Source organism: Hymenobacter pini, from assembly GCF_020421205.1.
GTDB lineage: Bacteria > Bacteroidota > Bacteroidia > Cytophagales > Hymenobacteraceae > Hymenobacter > Hymenobacter pini.
This window is the reverse complement of record NZ_JAIZZH010000001.1, coordinates 1169788-1195953: the sequence shown is the minus strand read 5'-3', so window position 1 is coordinate 1195953 and position 26166 is coordinate 1169788. Positions and strand designations below refer to the sequence as shown.

Annotated in this window: 22 protein-coding genes; 10 read left to right on the top strand and 12 right to left on the bottom strand. The window is 58.8% G+C overall.

Features of this window, described 5'->3' with window-relative positions:
* The first annotated feature begins 90 nt into the window (after positions 1-90).
* Positions 91-402 carry a hypothetical protein gene (locus LF252_RS04990; protein ID WP_226268303.1) on the top strand — a complete coding sequence of 104 codons (312 nt, stop codon included), beginning with the start codon at positions 91-93 and terminating at the stop codon, positions 400-402.
* A 206-nt stretch (positions 403-608) separates the two neighbouring features.
* Here the strand turns inward: LF252_RS04990 and LF252_RS04985 are convergent, their stop codons facing one another.
* The 5 genes from LF252_RS04985 to LF252_RS04965 all read right to left on the bottom strand — a co-directional run bounded on the left by LF252_RS04985 (position 609) and on the right by LF252_RS04965 (position 6048).
* A complete protein-coding gene (locus LF252_RS04985) occupies positions 609-1481 on the bottom strand; it encodes a nucleoside phosphorylase (protein ID WP_226268301.1) in 873 nt (290 codons plus the stop codon).
* Positions 1482-1673: 192 nt separating this feature from the next.
* Complete coding sequence (trhO, locus tag LF252_RS04980; RefSeq protein ID WP_226268298.1) at positions 1674-2627, bottom strand: oxygen-dependent tRNA uridine(34) hydroxylase TrhO; 954 nt, start codon at positions 2625-2627, stop codon at positions 1674-1676.
* 79 nt (positions 2628-2706) lie between these two features.
* Positions 2707-3339 (bottom strand): NeuD/PglB/VioB family sugar acetyltransferase, encoded by a 633-nt coding sequence (locus LF252_RS04975; RefSeq protein ID WP_226268296.1) that lies wholly within the window; start codon positions 3337-3339, stop codon positions 2707-2709.
* A 105-nt stretch (positions 3340-3444) separates the two neighbouring features.
* Positions 3445-4713 carry a hypothetical protein gene (locus tag LF252_RS04970; protein WP_226268286.1) on the bottom strand — a complete coding sequence of 423 codons (1269 nt, stop codon included), beginning with the start codon at positions 4711-4713 and terminating at the stop codon, positions 3445-3447.
* 48 nt (positions 4714-4761) lie between these two features.
* Positions 4762-6048 (bottom strand): DUF2851 family protein, encoded by a 1287-nt coding sequence (locus LF252_RS04965; RefSeq protein ID WP_226268284.1) that lies wholly within the window; start codon positions 6046-6048, stop codon positions 4762-4764.
* 102 nt (positions 6049-6150) lie between these two features.
* Between LF252_RS04965 and LF252_RS04960 the strand changes: the two genes are divergently transcribed.
* Complete coding sequence (locus tag LF252_RS04960; protein WP_226268283.1) at positions 6151-6987, top strand: tetratricopeptide repeat protein; 837 nt, start codon at positions 6151-6153, stop codon at positions 6985-6987.
* 88 nt (positions 6988-7075) lie between these two features.
* On the opposite strand, the gene LF252_RS04955 is transcribed toward LF252_RS04960, so the two are convergent.
* From LF252_RS04955 to LF252_RS04945, 3 genes are all read right to left on the bottom strand, one after another.
* Entirely contained in the window at positions 7076-7720 is a 645-nt protein-coding gene (locus tag LF252_RS04955) for a LolA family protein (protein WP_226268280.1), read from the bottom strand.
* 118 nt (positions 7721-7838) lie between these two features.
* On the bottom strand, positions 7839-10793 hold the full coding sequence (locus LF252_RS04950; protein WP_226268279.1) for a DNA translocase FtsK: 2955 nt from the start codon (positions 10791-10793) through the stop codon (positions 7839-7841).
* A gap of 170 nt (positions 10794-10963) precedes the next feature.
* The gene (locus LF252_RS04945) at positions 10964-12697 is read right to left on the bottom strand and encodes a DUF6044 family protein (protein ID WP_226268277.1); all 1734 of its coding nucleotides are present in this window, start codon (positions 12695-12697) and stop codon (positions 10964-10966) included.
* 104 nt (positions 12698-12801) lie between these two features.
* On the opposite strand from LF252_RS04945, the gene LF252_RS04940 reads away from it, so the two are divergent.
* Positions 12802-13227 carry a hypothetical protein gene (locus LF252_RS04940; protein ID WP_226268276.1) on the top strand — a complete coding sequence of 142 codons (426 nt, stop codon included), beginning with the start codon at positions 12802-12804 and terminating at the stop codon, positions 13225-13227.
* 9 nt (positions 13228-13236) lie between these two features.
* On the opposite strand, the gene xerD is transcribed toward LF252_RS04940, so the two are convergent.
* Positions 13237-14139, bottom strand: a complete 903-nt coding sequence (gene xerD / locus LF252_RS04935) for a site-specific tyrosine recombinase XerD (protein ID WP_226268274.1) — start codon at positions 14137-14139, stop codon at positions 13237-13239.
* A 194-nt stretch (positions 14140-14333) separates the two neighbouring features.
* On the opposite strand from xerD, the gene aroQ reads away from it, so the two are divergent.
* The 3 genes from aroQ (at position 14334) to LF252_RS04920 (ending at position 16644) form a co-directional block, all read left to right on the top strand.
* Entirely contained in the window at positions 14334-14780 is a 447-nt protein-coding gene (aroQ, locus tag LF252_RS04930; RefSeq protein WP_226268272.1) for a type II 3-dehydroquinate dehydratase, read from the top strand.
* A gap of 142 nt (positions 14781-14922) precedes the next feature.
* Positions 14923-15990 (top strand): aminotransferase class V-fold PLP-dependent enzyme, encoded by a 1068-nt coding sequence (locus tag LF252_RS04925; RefSeq protein WP_226268270.1) that lies wholly within the window; start codon positions 14923-14925, stop codon positions 15988-15990.
* A 93-nt stretch (positions 15991-16083) separates the two neighbouring features.
* Positions 16084-16644, top strand: coding sequence for a MarC family protein (locus LF252_RS04920; protein WP_226268710.1), 561 nt, complete (start codon positions 16084-16086; stop codon positions 16642-16644).
* A gap of 157 nt (positions 16645-16801) precedes the next feature.
* On the opposite strand, the gene LF252_RS04915 is transcribed toward LF252_RS04920, so the two are convergent.
* On the bottom strand, positions 16802-17989 hold the full coding sequence (locus LF252_RS04915; protein ID WP_226268268.1) for a cation:proton antiporter: 1188 nt from the start codon (positions 17987-17989) through the stop codon (positions 16802-16804).
* Positions 17990-18097: 108 nt separating this feature from the next.
* Here LF252_RS04915 and LF252_RS04910 point away from each other — a divergent pair, with 108 nt between their 5' ends.
* A complete protein-coding gene (locus tag LF252_RS04910; protein WP_226268266.1) occupies positions 18098-19330 on the top strand; it encodes a BaiN/RdsA family NAD(P)/FAD-dependent oxidoreductase in 1233 nt (410 codons plus the stop codon).
* A gap of 7 nt (positions 19331-19337) precedes the next feature.
* Here LF252_RS04910 and LF252_RS04905 read toward each other — a convergent pair whose 3' ends face one another.
* Positions 19338-19604 carry a hypothetical protein gene (locus tag LF252_RS04905; protein WP_226268265.1) on the bottom strand — a complete coding sequence of 89 codons (267 nt, stop codon included), beginning with the start codon at positions 19602-19604 and terminating at the stop codon, positions 19338-19340.
* Between the two features lie 182 nt (positions 19605-19786).
* Here LF252_RS04905 and LF252_RS04900 point away from each other — a divergent pair, with 182 nt between their 5' ends.
* Entirely contained in the window at positions 19787-21238 is a 1452-nt protein-coding gene (locus tag LF252_RS04900) for a diadenylate cyclase (RefSeq protein WP_226268263.1), read from the top strand.
* A 111-nt stretch (positions 21239-21349) separates the two neighbouring features.
* Here the strand turns inward: LF252_RS04900 and LF252_RS04895 are convergent, their stop codons facing one another.
* Complete coding sequence (locus LF252_RS04895) at positions 21350-22339, bottom strand: aldo/keto reductase (RefSeq protein ID WP_226268261.1); 990 nt, start codon at positions 22337-22339, stop codon at positions 21350-21352.
* Positions 22340-22635: 296 nt separating this feature from the next.
* On the opposite strand from LF252_RS04895, the gene LF252_RS04890 reads away from it, so the two are divergent.
* On the top strand, positions 22636-23376 hold the full coding sequence (locus tag LF252_RS04890; RefSeq protein WP_226268259.1) for a hypothetical protein: 741 nt from the start codon (positions 22636-22638) through the stop codon (positions 23374-23376).
* 9 nt (positions 23377-23385) lie between these two features.
* Positions 23386-26163 carry a TonB-dependent receptor gene (locus LF252_RS04885; RefSeq protein WP_226268257.1) on the top strand — a complete coding sequence of 926 codons (2778 nt, stop codon included), beginning with the start codon at positions 23386-23388 and terminating at the stop codon, positions 26161-26163.
* Positions 26164-26166: the final 3 nt, after the last annotated feature.

Sequence of the window (26166 nt, the reverse complement as noted above, 5' to 3'; positions counted from 1 at the left end):
GCCGGCGGAAATGTTCATCTGTCCTCCATCCGGCCTGCCGTAAGCTGTGGGCAAGTCATGTTGCTTACTGCTATAACTTCTGCTTCGACGATGATACCTGAACTCAAGCCGACCGACGCTGCCATTGAAACCATTGACAAGGAAAGCATCCCAACCATGCGTTTTTCCAGCCAGGATGTTCTAAAGGACCCTGTGGCTATCAAGCGCCGCCGCCACGATGCCGAACGAGCCACCACGCTGGGCAACGCCTACCACGGCAAGCTCGATATCTACTTCCAAACGGCCGACGGAGTTGTCAAACGCGTGTACACTACTGTGTGGGCGCTGCACGAAGAATATCTGACCCTGAAATCGGGCATTGCGCTACCTCTGCGGGCCGTGCTCAGCTTTGACTTCTACTAAGACCACTGATTCCACGGATGTGGGGCGGATTCCTCGGATTCTGTGGACGATTTTGGCATTCGTTACCGCCTGTGCTGTGTACAGCTAAAACAAACCCACGCAAAAAAGGCTTGCCAAATGGCAAGCCTTTTTTGCGCAGATGAGACGACTAATAAATCGTCCACAAAATCCGTGGAATCGGCTCCACATCCGTGGAATCAGTGGTCTTAGAGGCGGTCCAGGGTTTTTACGATGAGGTCGTTGACCACTTGCTCAGAGTTGGTGGCAAACTCGCCGGTGGCGCGGTTGGCTACAATGGCGTTCAGCGACAGCACCTCGTGGCCCAGCATGCGGCCCAGGGCGTAGTAACCGGCCGTTTCCATCTCGAAGTTGGTGAGGCGGAACTCGCCCTCAGCGCTCTGGTGGCGGAACTGCTGGAACTCCTGAATCAGGTTGGGCAGGCGCAAATCGAGGCGCAGCACCCGGCCCTGGGGCCCGTAGAAGCCGGGGCAGGTGAGCGTATTGCCCTTCACCATGTCAAACCCAATCTGCTCGCGGAGCAAATCGGAGCCTCGCACGCAATACGGGCGGTAGGGCAACTGCAGGGCCTGCTGGATGCCGGTGGCCACTTCTACCTCCAAGCCGGTTTCTACCAACGGGTAAAACTGCATCAGCGAATCCAGGCCCACGCCGTGCTCCGAGGCTAGCATGGAGCCCACCGGAATATCGGCCTGCAGAGAGCCGCTGGTGCCCACCCGCACAATACGCAGGCTAATGCGCTCCTCCAGGGGGCGAGGTTCCCGCGTTACCAAGTCCACGTTTACCAGAGCATCCAGCTCATTCATCAGAATATCGATGTTATCGGTACCCATACCGGTGCTGATAACGCTGATGCGCTTGCCCTTGTAGTAGCCCACGTGCGTCACAAATTCACGCTTGTGAATTTTGGTTTCGATGGAATCGAAATGCTGGCTGACGGAGGGCACCCGCTCCGGGTCGCCCACCGTAATGATGGTTTCGGAAAGGTGGTCGGGCAGTAGGTTGAGGTGGTAGATGCTGCCGTCCTTGTTCAGGATCAGTTCCGATTCGGCGATGGGCATGGCGGGGGAATTTTGGGAAAGAAAAGGTGCAATGGTACGGGAAAAAACGCAGTTGGCGCGGGACCAAAAATTTGTCATCCTGAGCGAACCAGCATCTGCGCCTACGTAAACTGGTCGTTTGCACGAGGCTCAGTTTTCAGGCAGCCAGATCCTTTGCGCGCTCAGGATGATGGTTTTGCAATCAGCAAATACTTACCGGGCCGGGGCGCGGTAGGAAAGCAAACCCTGTTCGGGGTTGTAGTGGTTGCTCAACTTCGGGTAAGTGCCGGTGCCGTCGTAGGGGCGCTTGTCGGGGTGGGCTTGGCAAGGGGTGGAGCAGGCTCCATCCAGCTGTTCGGCGCAGGCTTCGCACAACGGTACGTGGGCGTTGCAGTGCGGGTTGGCGCAGTTCACCATGCGGTCGGAAGGCGTATGGCAGTGATGGCACCGGCTGATGATGGTGGGATTGACGCTGTTTACATCCACCGCCACGCGGCCATCAAACACGTAGCACTTGCCGTCGAAATCCTCGCCACCGGCTTCCAGCCCATACTTAATGATTCCGCCGTGCAGTTGGTACACATCCTCAAAACCCTGCTCCAGCAGGAAAGCCGAGGCTTTCTCACACTTGATGCCGCCGGTGCAGTAGGTCAGGATTTTTTTGCCCCGGTACTGCTCCAGCTCCTGCACCTTCTCCGGGAACTCACGGAAATTCTCAATGTCCAGCGTAACAGCATTTTTGAAGCGGCCCAAGCTGTGCTCGTAGTCGGAGCGTACGTCCAGCACCACCACATCGTCTTGGTCCTTCATGGCCCGGAACTCCTGGGGTTCCAGGTGAATACCGGTGCGCTCGTAGGGCTTGATGTGGGGCAGGCCTACGTGCACAATTTCCGGCTTCACGCGCACGTGCAGCTTCTGGAAAGTGTGGGCCGGGGCTTCTTCCACCTTGAACTCCAACGCCGCAAAGCGCGGGTCGGCCTTTACCAAGCGCATATACTCCTCACAGTCCTCACGCCGGCCCGAAACTGTGCCGTTGAGCCCCTCAGCAGCCACAATAATACGGCCCAGCAGGTTGAGCCCCAGGCACAGCCGGTGGTGTTCCTCCCGAAACTGCTCCGGGTTTTCGATGGGCGTGTAGCAGTAGTACAGTAATACGAGGTAGTCCATTTTTACTAGAAGTAAGCTAGTAGACGCGAGAACTTAAACACCTGCAAGGAGCTTGTTTCTCACGTCTACGTTCTTGGCTCTAAACTTTCTGAGCGGGGTTTCCGAACACCGTCTGGCCGGCGGGCACATCGGCCACTACTACGGAGCCAGCACCTACGCGCGCTTTGGCCCCGACTTTTACACCGGCCACCACTACGGCTCCGGGGCCGATGAAGGCCAGCTCCCCTACCTGTACTTCGACACCCAGAATGGCCCCGGCACCCAGCTGCACGTAGTCGCCCACTTCGGCTTTCACATCTACCACGGCGTTGGCCCCCAGCATGCAGCCGTCGCCGAGCTTGGCCGTGCCGGCCACCACGGCATTGGGTCCGATGAGGTTACCGTGCCCCAACCAGGCGTGCGGCGATACGCTGGCCCGCTGGTGAATAGCATTTACCGGGGCTACCGTGTACTCCTCGCGCAGCATGTTGGTGAGGCTGCGGCGGCTGGCCGTGTCTTCGGTAGCCACGAATACCTCACACTTCTTGCCCAGCAGCTTCAGCAGTTCCTTGTCGTCGGTGTTGCCCATCACGGGCACATCGTTCAGCTCGGTGTTTTGCAGCTCGGCTTTGTCGTCGAGCAGGCAGTACACCACTACATCGTTGCTTTGAAAGGCATCGAGGGCGGCGGTGCCAACGGCTTGCGCGCCCAGGATGATTACGGGATTTTCCATCGGTAGCAAAAACGGCCGCGGGGCGGCCGGTAAGAGTTCAGCAAGTGAAAGTGCAAAGATACGGGTAGCCCACCAGTTTTCAGGCGGCCATTGTTGCCGGCACGGCTACAATCCTAGCCGCCGTAACAGTCGGGCCGCGTAATCGTTTTGCAGGGCCAGAAACACCAGAAACGGCAGAAAGGTTACCCGGTACCGATTCAGCGTGCCGAGGTTGGGCGTGGTGAGCCCCAGCAGTGTAGCCAGAATAAGGCAGTAGAGTACCAACGCCAGCACGATGCCAAACGGCAACCGGCCCGCCCGCCCCCGCACCGTGGCCCACACTGCCACGGCCAGCAACGCAAGCAGCACTAGGTTTTCGAGGCCCGCAATTACGTACAGCAGCGTGCCGCCCTCCCAGGGCCAAGGCCTTGAGAGCGTATTAAACACTGCTTCGGGCATGTGCCGGATTACGCTTTCGGTGGTGGGCTGCAGATGCTCGTACTCCAGATGGGGGCGCTGCCGGGAGGATGCCAGCAACTCGGTATAGTTACGCTGCAGTTGAGAGGTAAACTTATTAGCCCGGAACACTGGGCTGACCTCGCTGGCCGCCCACGCCCCCAGCAGCAGCAGGCCCAGCATCACAATGGTTTGCCCCAGGCGGGAACGGGCAGTGCCCAGCCGTTGCAGCGTGAGCACCAAGGCCAGGCCTGCCAGCACGCCAAACAGTACTACCGCAAAAAAATAGCGCATTTTGAAATGCAGCGCGGCCATCAGCACCAGACACAATACTGCACGCCCCCGCCGCTGTTCGCCGCCGTAGCCCAGGTGCATCATCAGGGCCAGTACCAGGGCTCCGCTGCCCACCAGCAGGCTTTCCTTGGTCAGGCCTGAGGTCCAGTAAACTGCTGTGGGCCAGCACAGGAAGGCTATAACCGCCGCGCCAGCCGGGGTTTCGGGCCACCGCAGGCGCAATTGTCGCACCAGTTCCCAACTACTCACAAAGCTGCACACAGATAGGTAATACCCATTCAACCAGGCAGTACCAAGGCTGGCCAGATTAAGCGCCGAAAGCAGCTTAACCAGAAAAAGCGTGTTGGAAAAGCCATGAAAAACCAGCGCCCGGCCTTTCCACCGAAACTCATCCTGACCAAGCATATGCACCCACTGCCCAGGCGCGTGCCACAATTGGTCCGTCATCCGGTTCGACCACAGCATGAAATATCGGGCATCCTCGCTGATCAGCCATATCGACAAGGCGGTAGCCAGTAGCTTTAAAGCCAGCGTGGGCAGCACCCACTGCCCGACCACCGGCAACTGCCGCACCCGGGCCAGCCACCCCCACAGCAGTAGCAGCAACCCAATATTCAGTATAAGAGCAAATAGCAGTGGCAGCAAGGAAACGATGGTTAGCCTGCCTCAAAGGTAACAGGAGCGGGCGCTTGGCTACGAAGCGGGTTGGCGCAGCAGCCGGGCCCCGATACCGCACACCAAACACCGCCGGGGCGCACAATACCCCTTTTGCAGCGCCAGTAACCCTTGCGAGTCGGTGGCCGATTTGTTGCGAAACCCGGCAGCTTCGTACAACTCGGTGAGGTGGTTGTGCTCCGACGGGAGCTGATCCAGCAGCGTTACGGCCGCCTCCACCTGCTCCGGATTGCCAACCGAGCGGGCATAGGCCACTCGCAACGGCACCACCACATTGGTAATGAGCAGATGAATGCTGCTTTTGCCCAACGGCCCGGTTTTTCCGGGCTTGCCCGGCCGCGTGTGGGTTTGCCAATATGCCGGCAGAGGTACCGCGAAAAATCTCTCCAGCGCCTGCATATCCAGCGCCGTCAGCAGGGCATCGAACAGCGTGGGCCGGGCCTGTAACAGCGCCAGCAGCTGCACTAAGCGCACCGATGGAAAGTTGGCTGGCCGTAACCGCAGAAAATTCCAGTCGTGCTGAGCCAGGCCGCTGCCGTGCAGGTTATACTTATGCTGCATAAACGCAAATTCCTGCCGTAGCTGGCTGATAAAATCATCGGCGGGTTCCTCAGCCAGAAACCCGGCCTGTCCCAGTACCAGCGCGGCCAGCTGGGTACCATCGTGGCGGTGGCGGCGCAGCAGACTCCAGGGCAAGGCGCGAGCCAGCCGGCCCATGGGCTCCGAGTTTTTCTGAAACCCGAAAGCGGCGGCCAGCGCCTGCCAGGTGGTGGCCTCCCAGTCCTGGCCGGTTTGCTGATGCAGCTCAGCTAAGCGGTCGGCTTTCTGCTCTACCCGCTCCAACAAGGCGCGGCCCAGCATCATGGTGCGGGCCAGTTGCGGCACTTGGTCCAGCAGCGGGGCACAGGGCAGCGCGGCTTCCGGGGGCTGGTTACTCAGCCGCTCATAGGCCGCCAGTAGTGGCGGGGCAATGCGCGGTTGCAAGGCCAGGGTTGGAATGGCGGAGCCGTTGGTTCGCTCCACGGGGGCATCAGCTGCGTACACCACGTGCAGAATTACCTGGTCGTATTTGGCATCCGTCTGATGCTGGTGGCGGTACCAGTCGGAGGCCCGGATATGGATTTCCACGGCCCCGTTCCACTCTACTTCGCCCAGCCGCAACCGCGCGTTCAGAAAATCGGGCCCCGCATCGGAGTTGCGGTGGCCAGGCCGGAGCACCGTTATGGGCTGACCATCCTCGGTCTGCAGGTCGGCTTTATCAAGGTATTGCTGCTGCCACACATAATGCAGAAAATCCTCTTTCATAGATGAATCAGGGCATAACATAAGTTTGAAGCACAAGCCGTGAAAGATAGCTTTTCTAGTGTATCTTCCTATTAATTCCGCGAGTACAATACCTTCTCCTCATTGCCTCGAGTCCATTTCGACAACCGCTTTTTGCCAGATACCACTCAACGAGCCATCAAGTATTTTTACCGGGCTCGTTTCGCTAATAACCGTCGTACCCGCTACGCCACCAGAGCCGTCGAGCTGTTATTGATTGCTGCCAAAGCTGGCAATATCAGCGCCGCCAGTATGCTGGGGATGGTGTACTATGAAGGGTGGGGAGTACCAGCGGATGCACTTGCTGCCGCACACTGGCTACATCGAGCAGCCGCTGAACAGCATCCGTTGGCCTGCTTCAACCTGGCCGTCCTGTATGATAACGGCACCGGTGTTGCGAAGAATCCGAATACGGCACGCCGGTACTACACCATAGCCGCTAGGGCAGGCTGCCCTGAGGCCATGTACGCTGTAGGCAGCTACTATTATTGGGGGCATGGGGTCGAGCCAGATTATGCAAAGGCCAAAAAGTGGTTCCGCCGGAGCGCCCGAAGTGGCAACGCAACCGCCATGCAGGAGTTGGGCCGTATTCACCAGCGCAACGTAAATGGCGGGCGCAATTCTGCCCTGGCTATACGCTGGTTTCGCCGGGCATTAGCCGCTGGTGACGCCAAAGCTGCTATTGGGCTGGGCATAGAATACGTTACTCTGGAAGATTTCCCTCAGGCCCGTCACTATCTGGAGCAAGCGGCGGAAAATGACCAGTCCCACGCCATGTACCTGCTGGGCCGATGGGCTGAGGAAGGCTGGGATGCAGTGCCCAACCTGGCCGACGCTCGCTTCTGGTTTCAGGAGGCAGCTAATCAAGGTCACGAAAAAGCGGCTTGGCGACTCGCCTCTATTGAAGGTGATTTGTGCTGAAAAAGCTTAGTTAATCATGTAAAACAAACCGGCCCGCCTCTGCTGAATCTGCAGAAGCGGGCCGGCTACGTCGGCAGTGCGGTGCGCGCTAGCGCAGGTCAATCACTTTTACGCCTTTGTACTTGCTCTTATCGAAGTTGAAAGTGGTGGCATCCACCGGGATGTTGGGCTGGAACTTGCTAATGCGGTAGGTATAGCGGTTGCCGTTCTTCTTGAACATCTGCCAGCTTTTCACGGCTTTATCCGTTTTACCCACTTTCAGGCGCACTTTATACACTGGATTGTTGCGGTCCTCGGGCGAGAGTTCAATTACGTCCACCACTTCGCCGCCCTCTTTGGCTTCCTGCACATAGGCGTACTTGTAGCCCTTTTTATAGAGGGTATAAATCTGCGAAGGGTTGATTTCCTGATCCTCCGGCTCGTAGTCGGAGATATTCACCTCGTTTTCCGACTTCATGTACGTCCACATAGTCTGGCCATTGTTGATGACCTCCTGGCCGCTCATTTTTAGCCGAAACTTCTGGCCGCTCACGGTAATGTCGCCGGTCAGGTTTTCTTTCACCTTAGCGGCGTCATTTTCCAGCGTCTGGGTGAAGGTGGCCTTGAAGGCTTTCATCGCCTGATACTTGGCACTCATCTGGTCCAGAATCTTGCCGGCCTTGGGGTCCTGCTGCGCCGTTGCTACCGAGGAGAGGGAAACAGACAGGGCAAGCAGGGCGAAATATTTTTTCATTGCAAAAGATGGTGGTGAATTGGAGAGCCTATAACCAAGATGCGGAGCTCAGAAATCCTTTAACGGAGAATTAGCTTATGCAGAACAATTTCCGGGCTCAAAGTTCTATTTTCCTGGTTTACTTCGGTAGGCTATTCAACAACTGTTCCAAACTGTATTCGTCCGGAATTAATACTTCCCGGGCTTTGCTGCCCTCGAACGGGCCCACAATGCCGGCGTGCTCCAACTGGTCGATGAGGCGGCCGGCGCGGTTGTAGCCCAGCTTGAGCTTGCGCTGGATGAGGGAGGTGCTGCCCTGCTGGTGCAGCACAATTACACGGGCGGCCTCCTCAAACATTGAGTCCCGGTCGCTCATGTCAAACTCGTCGGCGTCGCCGTTACCGCTGCCACTTTCCCCGGGTACTTCGGGCAGTTCGTAGGCATTGGGGTAACCCTGCTGCTCACCCACGAAGTCGCAGAGACGGTCTACCTCGGGCGTATCGATGAAGGCGCACTGCACCCGGATGATGTCGGAGCCCTGCGAGATGAGCATGTCGCCTTGGCCGATGAGCTGATCGGCCCCACCAGCATCCAGAATAGTGCGGGAGTCGATTTTGCTGGTCACCTTAAAGGAAATCCGGCAGGGGAAGTTGGCCTTGATGATACCCGTAATTACGTTCACAGAAGGGCGCTGGGTGGCCACAATCAGGTGAATACCGATAGCGCGGGCCAGCTGGGCCAAGCGGGCAATGGGCGTTTCTACCTCCTTGCCGGCCGTCATCATCAGGTCGGCCAGCTCGTCAATCACCAGCACAATGAAGGGCATGTAGCGGTGGCCCTTCTTGGGGTTGAGGCGGCGCTCCACAAACTTGCGGTTGTACTCCTTGAGGTTGCGGCAGCCGGCGTCCTTCAGCAGGTCGTAGCGCCGGTCCATCTCCATGCACAAGGAGTTGAGCGTGTTCACCACCTTCTTGGTATCGGTGATGATGGGCTCCTCCGACTCGGGCAGCTTGGCCAGGAAATGGCGCTCAATCTTGTTGAAGATGCTCAATTCTACCTTCTTGGGGTCGACGAGCACAAACTTGAGTTGCGAAGGGTGGCGCTTATAGAGCAGGGAGGCCAGAATTACGTTCAGGCCCACCGATTTACCCTGACCGGTGGCCCCGGCCATCAGCAAGTGCGGCATCTTGGCCAGGTCCACCACAAACACCTCGTTGGTAATGGTGCGCCCGAAGGCAATGGGCAGGTCCATTTCAGTGCTGATGAACTTGTCGGTGTTGAATACCGAGCGGATGCTCACCATTTCCTTCTTGGTGTTCGGCACCTCGATACCGATGGTACCCTTGCCCGGAATGGGCGCAATGATGCGGATACCCAAGGCCGCGAGGCTCAGGGCAATATCATCTTCCAGGCTCTTGATTTTGGAGATGCGCACCCCGGCGTCGGGCACGATTTCGTAGAGCGTAACGGTGGGGCCGATGGTGGCCTTGATGCTGGCAATGTTGATGCCGTAGTGGCCCAGCGTTTCCACAATGCGGTCCTTGTTGGCTTCCAGCTCCTCCTTGGTTACCTGAGCCTTCGCTATGCCGTAGTCGTTGAGCAACTCCAGGGTGGGGTACTGGTAGCGGGGCAGGTCGAGGGTAGGATCGTACTCGCCGGTGGGCATGGCTTCTTCCTCCTCGTCCTCCTCGGCAATTACGGCCATATCAGCCCCGGCGGAGGGGTCCAGCTCGGCCGGACCGGTAGTAGCATCCTCCACCTCAAACGATAACCCGGACACAACCGGAGCAGCCGCCGCAGGAGCCGGCACTACTGGCGCGGAAAGCGGGGCATCGTCGTCTACCAGATCAGCCAGTGACAAGGGTGTGGGCACGCTGGCGGAGGCCACAGGCGCAGCCGGCCGGGCAGTTTCTTCAGGAGCTACTTCGAAGGAGAAGCTGGGCCCAGAAGCGGGAACGGCCGCTACCGACGGGGCAGCCACGCTCAGGGGAACGGCAGCAGCCGAAGCCGCCATACCGCCCGCTGCTACCGTAGCCGAAGCGGCCGCGGCGGCCGGAGCTAATACATCGGCCCCGATACTGGGCGCGGCTGGCCGGGCGGGAGATGCTACCGAACCGGTACGAACTGGCTCGGGCTGCACGGGCTCCGGCTGCTCAGGCTGCGCGACCAGGGGGCCCACCCGCTTCAACGTGATACTAAGAGCAGGTTCTTCTTCGGGCTCATCATCGGTCCAGGGCGCTGGCTCGGGGGTGCGGACGGCGGCCACGGGTACCTCAGGCTGCGCGTCCAGGTCCTCATCATCGGCACCCCGGCTCAGGTTGAGGTTGAGGCTGGTAACGTTGAAGAAGAACACCACGAAGGAAATCAGGGCGAAGGCCAGCAGCAGCACCGTGCCCCAGCCAATGAGGCTATCTAGGAAGAAAGCCGTTTCGTAGCCAACCCGGCCGCACAGGAAATCAAGGCTGTGCGCCAGCGAAGGGTCGGCGCCGGGACCCTGCAAGCTCAATACCACGTAGCCCAGCAACACGCTCAGCCACACCATGATGAAGAGGCACAGGGCCAGCACGTACGTGAACGATACCCCGGCCCGGCGGAATACAATCTTGTACCCCAGGAAAAACACGATGGGAATAGCCGCAAAGGCTGCTACCCCAAACCCATTTTGAATCAGAAACTGAGCCGTGAGGGCACCCAATAACCCCAGCCAGTTGCTGGTTTCCTGCCCAGCCTGGTTGATGGAGGCACCACCCACATTTTCGGTCACGCTTTGGTCGGCGTGGCCCGTGAACAGGAAGGAAATGAAAGCAATGGTGAGGTAAATGGAGCCAATCAGAAAGAAGAAGCCCAGAAACAGCTGGAACCGCCGGTCACGCAGAAAGTCGAACAGCCCGCCCAGTTTCAGGGCCGGCAGCTTCACGGGTTTCCGGGGGGGCTTGGGAGCCGCCGTGCGGGGCTCGTTCCGGCGGGTTTCCCGGCCAGGCTCGGCAGCCGCACGCGGCTGATTACGCGCCGCTTTGGGCTCGGCAACGGGGCGGGGCTCGTTGGAGCGGCTCGTTACAGAGTCGGGTTGTTGCTTGTAGGTATTTTTAGCCATCAGAATACACGCCAAAGACCAAATCTAGGCATAATCAATGAATGAGTAACTGCCCAGTACCGGGAGGAGGCCACTGTATTTTTGTGCTCTGCCCTGGCCTGCTACCCCATCCCGCCAGCGGCGCAGGACAGTCCCACAACCGGAGCAGCCTCATTGCCAGCGGGCCAGCGTTACTGCTGCACCTCGTACACCCACAGCTGCCAGTATGCGCCTGGCCGGGCATAGTGCCCAAACTGCCGCAGCCCACTTTCCTGGGGCCCCGCCAGCCGCACCGCCGACACCACGTAGCGCCCGCCCAGCTGCCGGAAAGCGGCCGCGTTGAAGGCCCAACGCTGCACCGTGCGGCCGGGTAACGACGCTACCCGGAAATTCTTGCCCAACTCCGCCGAAAACAAATAGCACCGGTTGCCCCAGGCATCGAAATACGCCGCTAGCTCGGGGCTTTTAGCCAGCTCGCCGGCAATAATGGGGCGGAAGGCGTGCTTGTATGTCAGTGGGTAATTGTTCAGGTAGGCATCCAGGGTGTAGAAGTTGTTGAGCGAAGCCACGGCCGGCGGCAGCCCCAGGCACGCCACTCGGTAGTCGGCTGGGGCTTGCCCGGTTCGGGCCAGAATGTCCCGTTGCACTTCTTGGAACAGATTAGGCGCCACAAAAGCAGCGTAAGTAGGCTCGGAGGCGGGCAGGCGGCCCAGCAGGTGGCGCACATTCAGCGTCCACTCGGTATTCATGCCTAGCCCCACCAGCAGCTGTAGCCCGATTAGCACCCCGGCTACCCGACCGGTTGACAGATACTGCAGGCTCAACACCAACACCCCAAACCAGGCCAATGGCGTGAGGAAATGAATACGGGAAAGATTGAACGCCGCCAATGCGGGCACTGACCGCTGGGCCACGCCCACCAACTGCGGATAAAAGCCACAGAACAGCGCCGCGGCACCCAGCACAAGCAGTATACTCACCAGCTGCCGCCGAAGCTGGCTTACGCCGGCTCCGCGGCTCAGCCCCACCGCCAAGCCGGCCGCCAGCAGTGGCACCACCCGCGCAAATAACCCGGCGTGGTACTGCCCCAGCAGAAAATAGCGTACCGCCCCTGCCAGCCCCGCCCCTACCCCACCCGGTGCTAAACGGGCAAAATCAAACTCGAGGCGGTGGGGGACGAACTGTCGCTGAACCAGCAATGATGATACCAGCGGATATTCTACCACCAGATAGGCCCCGCTCATCACCACCAATCCGAGCACGGGGTACCAGCCAACACGCCGGGTACGTACTGCGTCAGCCAGTATTGCCACACCCCCTGCTCCCAGCACAAATACGCCCGCCAGCACCAGGCTCGACCACAAGGCGAAGCCTGCCAACGCGGCAAAACTGAGCCCTATCTGCCGCCGGGCACGCAGGTTCAGCAGGGCCCACACTACCCACGGCTGGCCCAGCACAGAAAGGCCATAGGCGGTGTAGGTAGGCAACACGGCCCAAGCCAGCGCCAAACCGGCACAATCCGCCGCGGAGGCCGGTTGCCGGAGCCAGTAGCGGCGCAGCAACGCGTACATTCCCAGCAAGCCGGCCAACCGCACCAGCAGTTCATGTAGCAAATAGGCCGGCAGCGGCGGCAGCACGGCCATTAGCCCCACCAGCGGCTGCAGCCCCGGCCGGAGCGCATTGCGGGGTATGCCCTCTAGCAGGCGTGCAACCTCGGTGCCGGGGCTATAGTCCAGGGCCTTGCCTTCCTGCACCAGCACGTAGGGCACGGCCAGTTCCGTATCCAGGTTGTCATCAATGAGAATGTAGGTACGGCCGGCGGGGGCCACGTACGCGGCGCTGAGCAGCAGCAAAACCAGCACGGCCCACCACAGCGGCCGGACCGCCCGAAAGGGCAAGGCACGAACAGACCCGAAAGCAGGCATAGGATAAAATCAGCGAAGAGCCGGCAAAAATACTCGTTGCCTCAACAGCATCCCTGTGGCGCGCTTGTGCGTTGAACAGAATTGTCCTTGTCCTATCTGCCGCTATGAACCAACGCCTCCTCCGCACGCCCGACAATTCGGTGTATTGTAAGATCTCCTACTACCCCGAGAGCCAGTGGCTGCACACCGTTTGGCAAGGCTACGTGAGCCCCGACCTGGCTCATCAGGGCGGCACGGCCAGCCTGGAGATGCTGAACGAATTTCACTGCCCCTATCTGCTCAACGACAACAGCCGGTTGGAAGGCCCCTGGTTTGACTCAATGTACTGGCTGACGCACGAATGGGGACCGGCCGCTGCCCAGGCCGGGCTGCGCTACGTGGCGCACGTTACCCGGGCCAACAATTTCGCTACCTCCTTCACAGCTACCCCTTTGCACATGCTGTTCAACGCATTTGAAATTCAGCTATTCGACAACGCGCCGGAAGCCGTGGAGTGGCTCAGCAGCTGCCAGGAGCAGCAACATGAGTAAGGCCCTGCGCTAGCTGCGCGGGTGAAACTCCGTGATAATCTGGCGCAGGTAGTCCCGGTCCAGGTGGGTGTAGATTTCAGTGGTGGTGATACTCTCGTGGCCCAGCATTTCCTGCACCGCCCGCAAATCAGCCCCGCCCTCGATAAGGTGGGTGGCAAAGGAGTGCCGGAAGGTGTGGGGGCTAATGCTTTTCTGAATACCTGCCGCCGCCGCCGCGCTTTTAATAATGTTGAACACCATCACCCGCGAAAGGCCCGAGCCCCGCTTGTTCAGGAAAATTGTATCCTCGTGGCCGGGCTTGATGTCGAGGTGGGCGCGTACCCCCTGCAGGTAGAAGCCCAGGTGTTTCAGCGCATCACGCCCAATGGGCACTAGCCGCTCCTTATTGCCTTTGCCCGTCACGCGCACAAAGCCCTGATCGGCAAACAGGTTGGAGAGGCGCAGGCCCGTTAGCTCACTCACGCGCAGGCCCGAGCTGTACAGTACCTCCAGCATGGCCCGGTTGCGGGTGCCTTCGGGGGTGCCCAGGTCGATGGCACCTAGCACCTGCTCAATTTCGGGGTAGCTGAGCGTATCGGGCAGCTTGCGACCGGTTTTGGGGGCGTCCAGCGTATCGGTGGGGTCAATGGTGAGCAAGTCCTCCATGATGAGGTACCGGTAGAAGGCCTTGATGCCCGACAGCGTGCGGGCCTGCGAGGTAGCCTCCATACCCAGGCTGCCCAGCCAGGTCAGGAAGTCGCGCAGAATGCGGGTGGTTACCTGCTGGGGCGAGGCCGGCAGCTTTTCCAGCTCCAGGTATTGGCGCAGTTTCTCCACGTCGCGCACGTAGGCATCCACGGAGTTCGGCGACAAGGACTTTTCCAGCTGCAGGTAACCAGCAAATTGTTTTATGGTGATGGTCCAGGTGGACATATTGGGGTGGTGCTTGGTTGTTGGTGCCCAGTGCTTGGCACACGGGCAAATGCTCCTGTAAAGCAGGTAAAACTTCGCTTTACTTGCGCGGCAGCCGTAGCTTGCGGCAGCAGCTTCCTCCGCAAGCTACACACTCTGCCTTCGGTCTGCCCTACTATTTTCCAGGCACCCGGCACTAACCTCTACGCTCTACCATGAAAATTCTGCTGATAAATGGCCCCAACCTCAACCTGCTGGGCCGCCGCGAGCCGGGCATCTACGGTACCCGCTCGTTTGAGGACTACCTGCCTGAGCTGCGCGAAGCCTTCCCCAACCTGGAGCTGGAGTATTTCCAGAGCAACCACGAGGGCGAGCTGATTGACAAGCTCCACGAAGTGGGCTTCAGCTACCACGGCATTGTGCTCAACGCCGGCGGCTACACCCACACCAGCGTAGCCTTGGCCGATGCCGTGGCCGCCATTGGCACGCCCGTGGTGGAGGTGCACCTGAGCAACCTGCACGCCCGCGAGGAGTTCCGCCAGAAAAGCCTGCTGGGCCGCAACTGCATCGGCAGCATCAGCGGCTTCAAGCTCGACAGCTACAAGCTGGCCCTGCACTACTTCGATGGGCAGCGCCCCAAGCGCGTTGGGTTTAAGGTGTAGCACCAGTATAAGAGGTAGCGTGTATCCGTTCCGGACTATTGCACGTTGTCTTTTCCCACCCGAACAGTTTTAGCAGTTGGTAGCACAAGCTACCACGTGTGCTACTTTTGCCACTCGTTCTTCCTCCTAGCCTTTCCAACCTATGTATACGTTCAACCCTGGCCCTTCTCAGGTGTACCCGCAGGTACGCCGCTATCTGCAGGATGCATTCGATGAGGGCTGGCTCTCGGCCCCGCACCGCGGCGAGCGGTTTGTACAGCTGATGCGCCAAACCGTGCAGGAGCTCAAAAACAAGCTCAACGTACCTCAAGACTACACCGTGTTCTTCATGAGCTCGGCCACCGAGTGCTGGGAAGTGCTGGCCCAGAGCCTTACGCCCACCAAGAGCTTCCACCTGTACAGCGGCGCATTCGGCGAGAAGTGGTACGAGTATGCCAAAGCTCTGCGCCCGGCCACCACGGGGTTGCAGTTCGGCATTGATGAGGTGCCCGACGCGCAAAACCTGCCCGGCCTCGACGAGCAGACGGACTTGGTGTGCATCACCCAGAACGAAACCAGCAACGCAACCCAGCTGCGCGACGGCGTGGTACTGAACATCTACAACCGACTGCCCTCCAATGCGCTGCTGGCCGTTGACGCCACCTCGTCAATGGCGGGTATTCAGCTCAAGTACATCAAAGCCGATGTGTGGTATGCCTCGGTGCAGAAATGCTTCGGGCTGCCGGCGGGCCTGTCGGTGATGTTCCTCTCGCCGCGGGCCGTGGAGCGCCTGCGCCGCGTGAACGAGCGGAGCCACTACAACTCGCTCACGGCGCAGTACGAGAAGATGCTCAACTTCCAGACCACCCACACGCCCAATGTGCTGGGTATCTACCTACTGAGCCGCAGCCTGGCCGACCGCCCGGCCATCAAGCAGGTACACCAGCACCTGCAGGACCGCGCCACCAAGCTCTACGACTACTTCGACCAGGCCACCCAGCTCACGCCCCTCGTCAGCAACCCCGAAACCCGCTCTACTACGGTTATCGGCCTGCAGGGGGCTCCGGCCCTCATCGATGAAGTGAAGCGCCGGGCCCTGGCGCAGGGGCTGCAACTGGGCAGCGGCTACGGCAACTGGAAGCCCTCCAGCCTACGCATTGCCAACTTTCCCGCCATTCCCGACGCCGCCTTCGAGCAGCTGGTGCAGTTTTTTGCCCGGGAATTTGCCTAAAATCAATGCGTATATGGGTGAATGAGCAAAATGAGTTAAAGGCCCTCTTATGCTCATTCACCCATGTACGCATTCACCTATTCCCTCATTGTTATGTTCAGCCTCAAGGAAATAGCTTCCGTTACGCTCACGCTATTTGCCATCATTGATATTCTGGGTTCCATTCCCATCATCATTCAGATTCGGCAGCGGGAAGGCGGTATCAACGCTGAGGTAGCCACGCTGGTAGCCGGCATGCTGATGGTGGCCTTTCTGTTTCTGGGCCAGAGTATTCTGAGTTTGTTCGGGGTTGACTTTCAGTCGTTTGCCCTAGCCGGGGCCATTATCATCTTCCTGATTGGCATGGAGATGATTCTGGGGGTAGAGCTGTTCAAGCACAACCCGCTCACTGGCACCGGCTCCATTGTGCCGCTGGCGTTTCCGCTGATTGTGGGGGCCGGCACCATGACTACCCTCCTCTCCTTGCGCGCCGCCTACCAACTACCCAACGTGCTGGCGGGTATTGTGGTGAATCTAGTGTTTGTATATCTGGTGCTGAAAAGCTCCGCCTGGATTGAGCGGAAGCTGGGCAAAGCTGGTGAGGATATTCTGCGCCGGGTGTTCGGCGTGATTCTGCTGGCTATTGCCATCAAGCTGTTCAAATCGAATTTTTAACGAGAAGCTAAGAGTCAACGCCCCAACGGTGTCATCCTGAGCCTGCGAAGGACCTTATTACGTTAGCACGAGTCGTTAATACGATAGTCGTTCTGCTGTTTTCAGGTCCTTCACAATCTCAGGATGACACCGTTGGGGCGTTGAATTTTTCCTTCCCTCAATACTCCCCTATTTCCGGCTGCTGACGGCTCATGAGCAGGCCCACCATCATCAGCACGCCCGTAAGCAGAATAACCACGAACAGGATATTTTCGCTGACTTCCCCGATGAGGTGCTGCGCAGGAATGCTGTAAAACAAGAGCACTGTAATAAGGCCCTTGGGCGCAATGAACAACTCCGGAATCAGGTCGGTGCGGGCAATGTAGCGCAGGTACACAAAGCGGATGGCCGTAAGAGCCGCCACGATGAGTACGCCCTGCAGCAGTAGCTGGGCACTGAGCAGGCTGCTGAGCGTGATGCTGAACCCGAACAGCAAGAAGAAGAATGTTCGAATCAGAAACGCCGATTCGGCGGTGATGCTACGTAATTGGTGTACTTCCTCGCTGAGCCGCTCGGGCCGGAACCAGCGCCGTAGCGGGCCTTTCAGGAAGGTTTCGGCGTTGTTGACGGCCAGCCCAAACACCAGCACCAGCACCAGCGACGAGAGGTGCAGCTTCTTAGCGATGCTGTAGAGTAGTACCAGAAACGCCAGAATCAGGAAAAACTTCACGTGCAGCCGAATCCGGTCGAGCAGGAAGGCCAGGGCGGCGGTGCTCAGTACGGCGACCACCAGCACAGCCAGCACATCGGCCCCAAACGTAACCACCGACCGGCCCTGGGCGAAGTTATCCTGCAGGGCAAAGTTGAAAAACATAATACCCAGGATGTCGGAAAACGTGCTTTCGTACACGATAAACTCCTGCTTCTCACCCCGCAGATTAGCCACGCTGGGAATGGCAATGGCCGAGCTGATGACGGCCAGCGGAATGGCGTTTACCAGACAGCTCTGAAAGTTCACGCCCAGCCACAGGTGCAAGATGCAGGCAATAACCACGGCCTGCACCACCAGAATCAGCGCCGCTGCCAGAAACGAGCGACGAATCAACGGACCTTTGTCCCGGCTGATTTTCAGGTCGAGGGCGCCTTCCAGCACAATCATAATCAGCCCAATGATGCCGAAGATTTCCAGCACCACCTTGGGAATGGCCAACGTAAAATCAAAGTACTCAGCGGCCTGACGCAAGGCAATGCCCGAGAGCAGCAGCATCAGCACCGAAGGCACCTTGGTGGCGCGGGCGGCCAGATCGAACAGGTAGGAGAGAATGACGGCCAGGCTGAGGCCAATCAGGATAGAATAGGAACCCATGCAGCGGAAATAAACCCAACCATGTGGGGGCTATACGCACCGGCCCGCGCTTTGGCCGAGTATGGGCGGGGTTAGGGCTGAGCCCCCCGTCGCTGCTACCTTTGCCGGATGCAGCAGATTTCATCACGCAGCATTGCCATAATTGGGGGCGGGCCGGCCGGTTTGCTGGCGGCCCAGCACCTGGCCGAAGCCGGGTATGCGGTGCAGGTATATGAGGCGCAGGCTACCGTGGGCCGTAAGTTTCTAGTGGCCGGGCACGGCGGCTTCAACCTCACCAATGCTGAGGAGGCAAGCCGCTTCCAGGGCCGCTACGGGCCGCAGGCCGGCAGTTTCGGGCAGTTTCTGCAGCACTTCTCCCCCGCTGCCCTGCGCCAATGGGCGGCGGCGCTGGGCATCGCCACCTTTGTGGGCACCAGCGGCCGGGTATTTCCTACCGCCAACCATAAGCCGGCCCACCTGCTCCGCGCCTGGATAGCGCGGCTGCAGGAGCTAGGCGTTGAGCTGCATACCCGCCACCGCTGGCTGGGGTTCAGCGGCTCCAACGGCCTGCGCATTTGCCAGGAAGCTACTGATGAGGAATTTACCGTGTATCCGGCCGCAACGCTGCTGGCGCTGGGCGGGGCCAGTTGGGCCAAAACCGGCTCCGACGGCACCTGGATGCCACTGCTGCAGGCTGCTGGTATCCGCTGTGAGCCGTTTGCCCCTAGCAACTGCGGAGCCGAGGTAGATTGGTCGGCGTACTTCCGGGAGAAAGTTGGCCGGCAACCTCTCAAGAACATTGCGTTGCGCTGTGGCTCCCACGTTGTGCGCGGCGAGCTGCTACTCACGGAGTATGGGCTAGAAGGTACGCCCGTGTACGCCCTCACCCCGCCGCTTCGGGCCGCCCTGGCCACGGGTAGCCCGGCCTGGCTACACCTCAACCTCAAGCCTGATGTAGTGGCAGGGCAATTGGCCACCAAACTCAGTCGACGACGGAGCACAACCAGTTGGGCGGCTTTTCTGAAGGAAGAACTACGCCTGCGCCAACCCGTACCAACGCTTCTGCGGGAGTTGGGCCCGCCTACGCTGCCCGCCGCGGCTGCCGAGTTGCTGACTATACTGACGGAGCTGCCCATTCCGGTATCCGGACTGCGCCCCCTCGACGAAGCAATCAGCACGGCCGGTGGCGTGGCCTTCACGGAGGTGAATGAGAACCTGATGCTGAACCAGCGCCCCGGCACATTTATAGCCGGCGAAATGCTGGACTGGGAAGCGCCCACGGGTGGCTACCTGCTGCAAGGCTGTTTCAGCACTGGCGCGTGGGCGGCACAAGGCATCAGGCGCTGGCTTCAGCAACAGTAAGGACCATTTACAGGTGTTCCGCCTGTTCGGCTGCGGCCAAAATGGCTTGGGCCTCGCGCAGTAGTCGTTGGCCCTGCCGCACCTCATCGTGCAGAATAAGTACAAAGAGCACGCAGTAGGAAATGATAGGAAGCACCACTCCTAATACCGTCCAGAGCCAGAAGGACCGGCCGTGGCTCCGCGCGCAGTAGCCCGCCGTAAAGCCCAGCATAACTAACCCCGCCACCAGCGCCAGCAGCGTGAGTAAGCCGGATATGACAGTAAGGTTCAGCATGACAGAATGTGGGCCAGATGGAGTTCAGGCTTCTGGCAGCCAGATAGTAACGCACCACAGCCGTCGGTTGTTTAGATTATTGGGCCGGAATTCATAACATTTTCGGGTTTGGCAGCCTCGCCCCGTATTTTTCCGTATTTGCGCAGATACTGCCCCTCTTTTTGTCTGCTTATCCCTCCCGTATGTGGGAAAACCAAAGTCTATTCCGAGTATCGGCGCAACTGTTTGCTGATGGTGTTTTCAATTTGCTGGACCGGACGCTGAAGCCGGAAGTATTTCTGCTGGGACTGGCTACGGCTCGAGAAACCGACGAGCCCGAAGCCGTGGTGCTGGAACCCCGTATGCACCGCTACCAACCCCACGACTTTGCGGCCCTGAAAGCCCGGGCGGCTGCCTTGGAGCCCGATGGCCCCCGCGAAGTGGTGTATCACCTCCACCCCCTCGACCACGACCGGTTTGAGAAGCAGCGGTGGTATGAACTGTTGCGCCGCGCCACGGAACACACCCTCAACGACTTAGTTGCGACCCGACAGGAAGACCGGGTGAGCTTCTGCTCCCAGCCCGTCAGCGTGGGTGGATATTTGGTAATTATAGTTCTGCAGCTCAACCAGGAGGCTTTTCAGAACTACTACGCCTTACCCGGCCCGGCTGGCCCTACCCGGCCGGCTTCGTTGCTGGCCGCCACTGTGCAGGAGGTACTGCAGGATGCCTCCCGGGCCCTGCGCGAATCGGATACCGACGACGACCGGCCCGTGCTGGACCGGGACTACAACGAGGTGCTGCGGGCGGCCGGCCGCCGCTTTATGCTGCGAGCTGCGGCCGGCTCGCACGGCCTCTACGATGCCTGCAATGGCGTGGCCGCGCTACGCCACGAGGGCGACGAAGGCGTGGGAACTATGCTGGTTTCGCGGCGCAACCACCCGGCCGTGGTACCCATTCTGACGCTGGAAAGCCCCATTCCACTGCGCGACTACCGCCGCATCCGGAAACTACTGGAGCTCAGCGAAGACCGAAATTCGCTGATTACCGACGCTACTGATGTATTCGGGCTAGGTTACCTGGTAGAGCCCACCGACCCGCAGTATGAGCCCTTGTTTACGGTGCATTTTACCAAGCACTACAGCTGGGAGCTCAGCCACGACGGGCAAGTAATGATGCGGGTGGTGTCGAACACCCCCCGCCTGCCCCAGGGTACTGTTGATGAATTCAACTTCACAGAAGCCATCCGGCGGGTTTTCCCCGGTCTGGATACGGCCGGCATTGCCTATCTGTGGGAGTTGACGCTGAAAGCCACTACCCAAACCAACGGTACCATCCTGCTGATTTCGGAGGGCGCGGCCCAGGAGGCGGCCCGGCTCACGCGCCAGTGTTTCCGGGTAGCCCCGCGCCTGATGACGCCTTCGGTGCTGCGGCTGGTGACCAATATTGACGGGGCCGTACTCATTGACCCCGCCGGCACCTGCTACGCCATCGGGGCCATCCTCGACGGCCTCGCAACTGAGAAAGGCGACTCCAGCCGCGGCTCCCGCTACAACTCCGCTCTGCGTTACGTAGAAAGCAGCCGTTACCCGGTGCTGGCCGTGGTGGTTAGCGAAGATGGCTGGATTGACCTGCTTCCGCCTGTACGGAGGTAAACGGCAGGCTCAGCAACCAAACATGAAAATACCCCGGCCATCAGGAGCTACTCCTGACGACCAGGGTATTTTGACTGAATCGGCCTTTTACTCCGGCACTAGCATACTACCTCAGCCATTTACGCTTTTCATCATGGCCTCGGGGTAGCGCTGCCCGGCGGCCACGTGTTGGGGAGCCAGCTGGTTGATGCGGGCCAAATCTTCGAGTGACAACAGAATATCCGCCGCACCCACGTTTTCTTCCAGATATTTTACCCGTTTGGTACCCGGAATGGGCACAATGTCCTCCCCCTGCGCCAGCACCCAAGCCAAAGCCAGCTGGCCGGGGGTGCAGCCTTTCTCGGTAGCCATTTCTTGGATACGAGCCACCAGATCCAGGTTTTTCTGGAAGTTCTCTCCCTGAAAACGGGGCGTGTGGCGGCGGTAGTCATCGGGGGCCAAATCCTCGAAGCGCTGAATCTGCCCCGTCAGGAAGCCCCGGCCCAGCGGCGAGTACGGCACAAACCCCACGCCCAGTGCCCGGCAAGTGGGCAGAATATCATCTTCCGGGTCGCGGCTCCAGAGCGAGTACTCGGTTTGCAGCGCCGCAATAGGGTGCACCGCGCAGGCCCGGCGTAGTGTATCGGGAGCAGCTTCTGAGAGGCCGAGGTAGCGTACTTTCCCTTCCTTCACCAGTTCGGCCATAGCCCCCACGGTTTCTTCAATGGGCGTAGCAGGGTCAACCCGGTGCTGATAATACAGATCGATATAGTCGGTGCCCAAGCGCTTTAAAGAACCCTCTACCGCCTGACGCACGTACTCCGGCCGGCCGTTGATGCCGCGTTTGGCAGGGTCGTTCGGGTCGCGCTGAATCCCGAATTTGGTGGCCAGCACTACTTCCTGCCGCCGCCCTTTCAGGGCGCGGCCCACCAGCTCTTCATTGGTGTAGGGTCCGTACATATCGGCCGTATCGAAGAACGTAACCCCCAGTTCCAGCGCCCGGTGAATAGTCCGGATACTTTCTTGGTCGTCCCGCTCCCCGTAGAAATCGGACATACCCATGCAGCCCAAACCCAGAGTTGATACTTGCAAGCCAGATTGGCCCAGTTGACGGGTTTTCATGCGTTTCTTTTTCGTAGTTTGTTATATGAATCAGGTAGCTGCTGCAAGTGCTGGTAGCACCAATACGCCCGTTGCAGCTACCCCTGATAGTACTCGCCCAGCCAGCCAAAAGTTTATCGGCCCACCGGACACTTAGTGAAAACTCAAGCTCGTCACTAGTATCTTCAGCCTCGCAGGCACATTCAAAAAGCAGGAATATTTGCTGGCAATCTGCCTGTTTTACCTGCAAAATGTCTTATTTACGCCTTTATACAGTAATTACTGGCCAATCGTGGCCGGCTATTGTTCTTATTTCGATGAAGCACATTGCATTATTAGGGGTACTGGTTGCAGCCTTTACCACCCACGAGAGCATTGCTCAGGTTACCGCTTCCGATACTACTCTCCTTGCAGCCAGCATCGGGCAGGCGTCGTCGCTGTACCACGCCACCTTTGCCAATAGCAGTTTGTACAACGGGCCACAGTATGTATTCTATACCAAGCTGGCGCGCAAAACCGAAGGCAACCCCTATTTCGAGACGGACCAATTTCGCCCCGGCACCATTGTGTATTCCAATAACCGGTACGACGGAATACCCCTCCTCTACGACACACGCCTGGACCAGCTGGTTGTGCAGCACCCTTCCAGCACCTTGTTTATGAGCCTGATCAGCCCACAGGTCAATTCTTTCACCGTCAATGGGCACCAGTTTGCCTATTACCCGGGCAACTCAACGGTAGAAATGCCCGCTACGGCCGGATTCTACGAGGTACTGCTGGCTGGCAAAAATGCGTTGCTGGGCCGCTATACCAAAACAATGGCCAAACGAGCCCGCAATAACATTGTGGAATATACTTTTCAGGACAAAACGAGATACTATGTGTACACGGGGCAGGGATATTATCCGGTGAGCAGTGCGGGCAGCCTGGCAAAGGTGTTTCCTGACCACAAAAAGCAGATTCAACAGTTCGCCAAAGAGCACAAGCTGGCGTTCAGCAAGGATAGCCGCGCGGCCAGCCTGGCCTCTCTCGTTGCCTATACCAATACCCTGCAGTAGTATCTGAGTATGAAAAAAAATTACTTACTCATCCTGAGTGCGGCTACCTTGTGTGCTTCGCTACCGGCATATAGTCAGACTGCACCGCCAACCCCAAGCACGACATCGACGTCGGAGGTATCGTTAGAGACGTATATCAAGCAGGTGGAGGCATCTACTCCCTACCGTTTCTTTTATCTTCCGGATGCTATTCGCACGGTGAAAGTGCCGGCGCAGCTGGTGGGCCAGCCGGTAGCTGCGGTGCTGGAGCAGGCCCTGAAAGGCACCAAGCTGCACGCGGCCGTTGATGCCCAGAACCGCATCTTCCTGACGGAAGGGGCACCGCTGCAGACTACCCTACCCGAGGGATTTTTCATTCCGCTTTCGTCGGGCAGCGTTGCCGTGGCTGATGACGCCCCCGATGATGCGACGGAGGAGGAAGCGGCCCGCCAACGCGCCCGGAGCGCCGTAAAGCTCTACGAGGTAGGCATTGCCCCCAACGAAAAGCATAAGGGCATGGCCACGCTGACTGGCCACGTGCGCGACATAAAATCCGGTGAGCCCATCATTGGGGCCGCGGTGTTTGTTGAATCTCCCAACATTGGAGCCACCACCGACCAGTTTGGCACCTACTCCATCACGCTGCCGCTGGGTCGGCACGAGTTGAAAATTCGCGGTATCGGCATCAACAACACTAAGCGCCTGGTGGTACTGCGCGGCGACGGACGGCTGGAAATTGAGGTAGAGGAGGATATCACGCCGCTGCGCGAGGTGGTAATTGAGGCCGAGAAAGACAAGAATGTGGCCAGCACCCAAATGGGCGTTGAAAAGCTGGATATCCGGACCATTAAGCAGGTACCCACGGCCTTTGGTGAAGCCGATATTCTGCGGGTGGTGCTTACCCTGCCGGGTGTGAAATCGGTGGGTGAAGGCAGCACCGGCCTGAACGTGCGGGGGGGCGCGGTAGATCAGAACCTGATTCTGTTCAACGATGCTACCATCTACAACCCGTCGCACTTATTTGGCTTCTTCTCCGCCTTCAACCCCGACGTGATTAAGTCGGTGGAGTTGTACAAAAGCGCTATTCCGGCCAAATACGGGGGCCGTCTGTCGTCGGTGCTGGATATCACCACCCGCGACGGTAACAAGAAGAAATTCTCCGGGGCGGGCGGTATTGGGCTCCTGACCAGCCGCTTGTCGCTGGAAGGTCCCATTCAAAAGGATAAGAGCTCCTTCCTAATTGGGGGCCGCACCAGCTACTCCAACTGGCTGCTGCAGAAAATACCTAACAGCCGCCTCAAGGAAAGTGCCGCCTCGTTCTACGACCTGAACGTACACCTCACTCACGAGTTCAGCGAGAAGGACGCCATTTATCTGACGGGCTACTCCAGCCAAGACCGTTTTCGGTTGGCCAGTGACACGGTGTATCAGTACCGCAACCTGAACGCCAGCGCCAAATGGCGGCACACGTTCAACAACAAGCTGTTTGGCGTGCTTACGGGTACGGCCACCAAGTATGGCTATAACATCCAGAGCACCGAAAACCCGGTGAATGCCTCGGAGTTGAAGTTCTCGCTGGAGCAGCAAAGCGCCCATGCCGACTTCACTTACTTCGTGGCTCCCAAGCATACCCTGGACTTCGGGGGCAGCTCGGTACTGTACAATATCCAGAGCGGCAGCCTGCAGCCCCTGGGCGAAAAGTCGCTGATAACGCCGGATGCGCTGCAGCGGGAAAAGGGCCTGGAAAGCGCCCTGTACATCTCCGATAAAATTGATTTCTCGCAGCGCTTCTCGGTATCGGTGGGGTTGCGGTACTCCCTCTTTAATGCGCTGGGCCCCCGCACTACTTACAACTACCTGCCCAACATTTCTAAGTCGGAAACAACCATAACCGACACGGTAACCTACGCCAACAACAAGGTACTGGCCACTTACCACGGGCCCGAGTACCGGCTTTCCATGCGCTACGCCCTCACGGATGTGTCCTCGGTGAAGCTGAGCTATAACCGTACCCGCCAGTACATTCACCTGCTGTCGAACACCACCTCCATGTCGCCCACCGACGTGTGGAAACTCAGCGACGGGAACATCCGCCCGCAGGTAGGCGACCAGTACTCCGTTGGCTACTACCGGAACTTCAAAAACAACACCATTGAAACGTCTATTGAGACGTACTGGAAGAACACGCGCGACTTTGTGGATTACAAGAGCGGTGCCACGCTGTTGCTGAACCATCACATTGAAACCGACGTGATTAACGCGCTGGGCAAAGCCTACGGCGTTGAGGTAATGGTGCGTAAGCTCACGGGCAAGCTCAATGGCTGGGCCAGCTACACCTACTCCCGCTCCCTGGTGCAGGTGAACAACCCTGCTACCCTGGACTTTGTGAACGGGGGTAAGTTCTACGCCAGCAACTTCGATAAGCCGCACGACTTCACCATGATCAGCAATTACCGGTTTAGCCGCCGGTTCAGCACCTCGTTCAACTTCACCTACAGCACCGGCCGCCCTATTACGCTGCCCTTGGCCAAGTACTACATCGGCGGTGCCACGCGGGTGTACTACTCGGACCGCAACGCCTACCGCGTGCCCGATTACTACCGCATGGACTTCGGCATCAACATGGAGGGTAACCACAAGGTTAAAAAGCTGGCGCACAGCTCCCTGTCCTTCTCGGTGTATAACCTCACCGGCCGGCGCAACCCCTACTCCGTGTATTTCAAAACGGTAAATGGCCAGATTCGCGGCTATAAATTATCGGTGTTCGGAGCCCCGATTCCGACGATTACCTACAATTTCAAATTCTAGCTG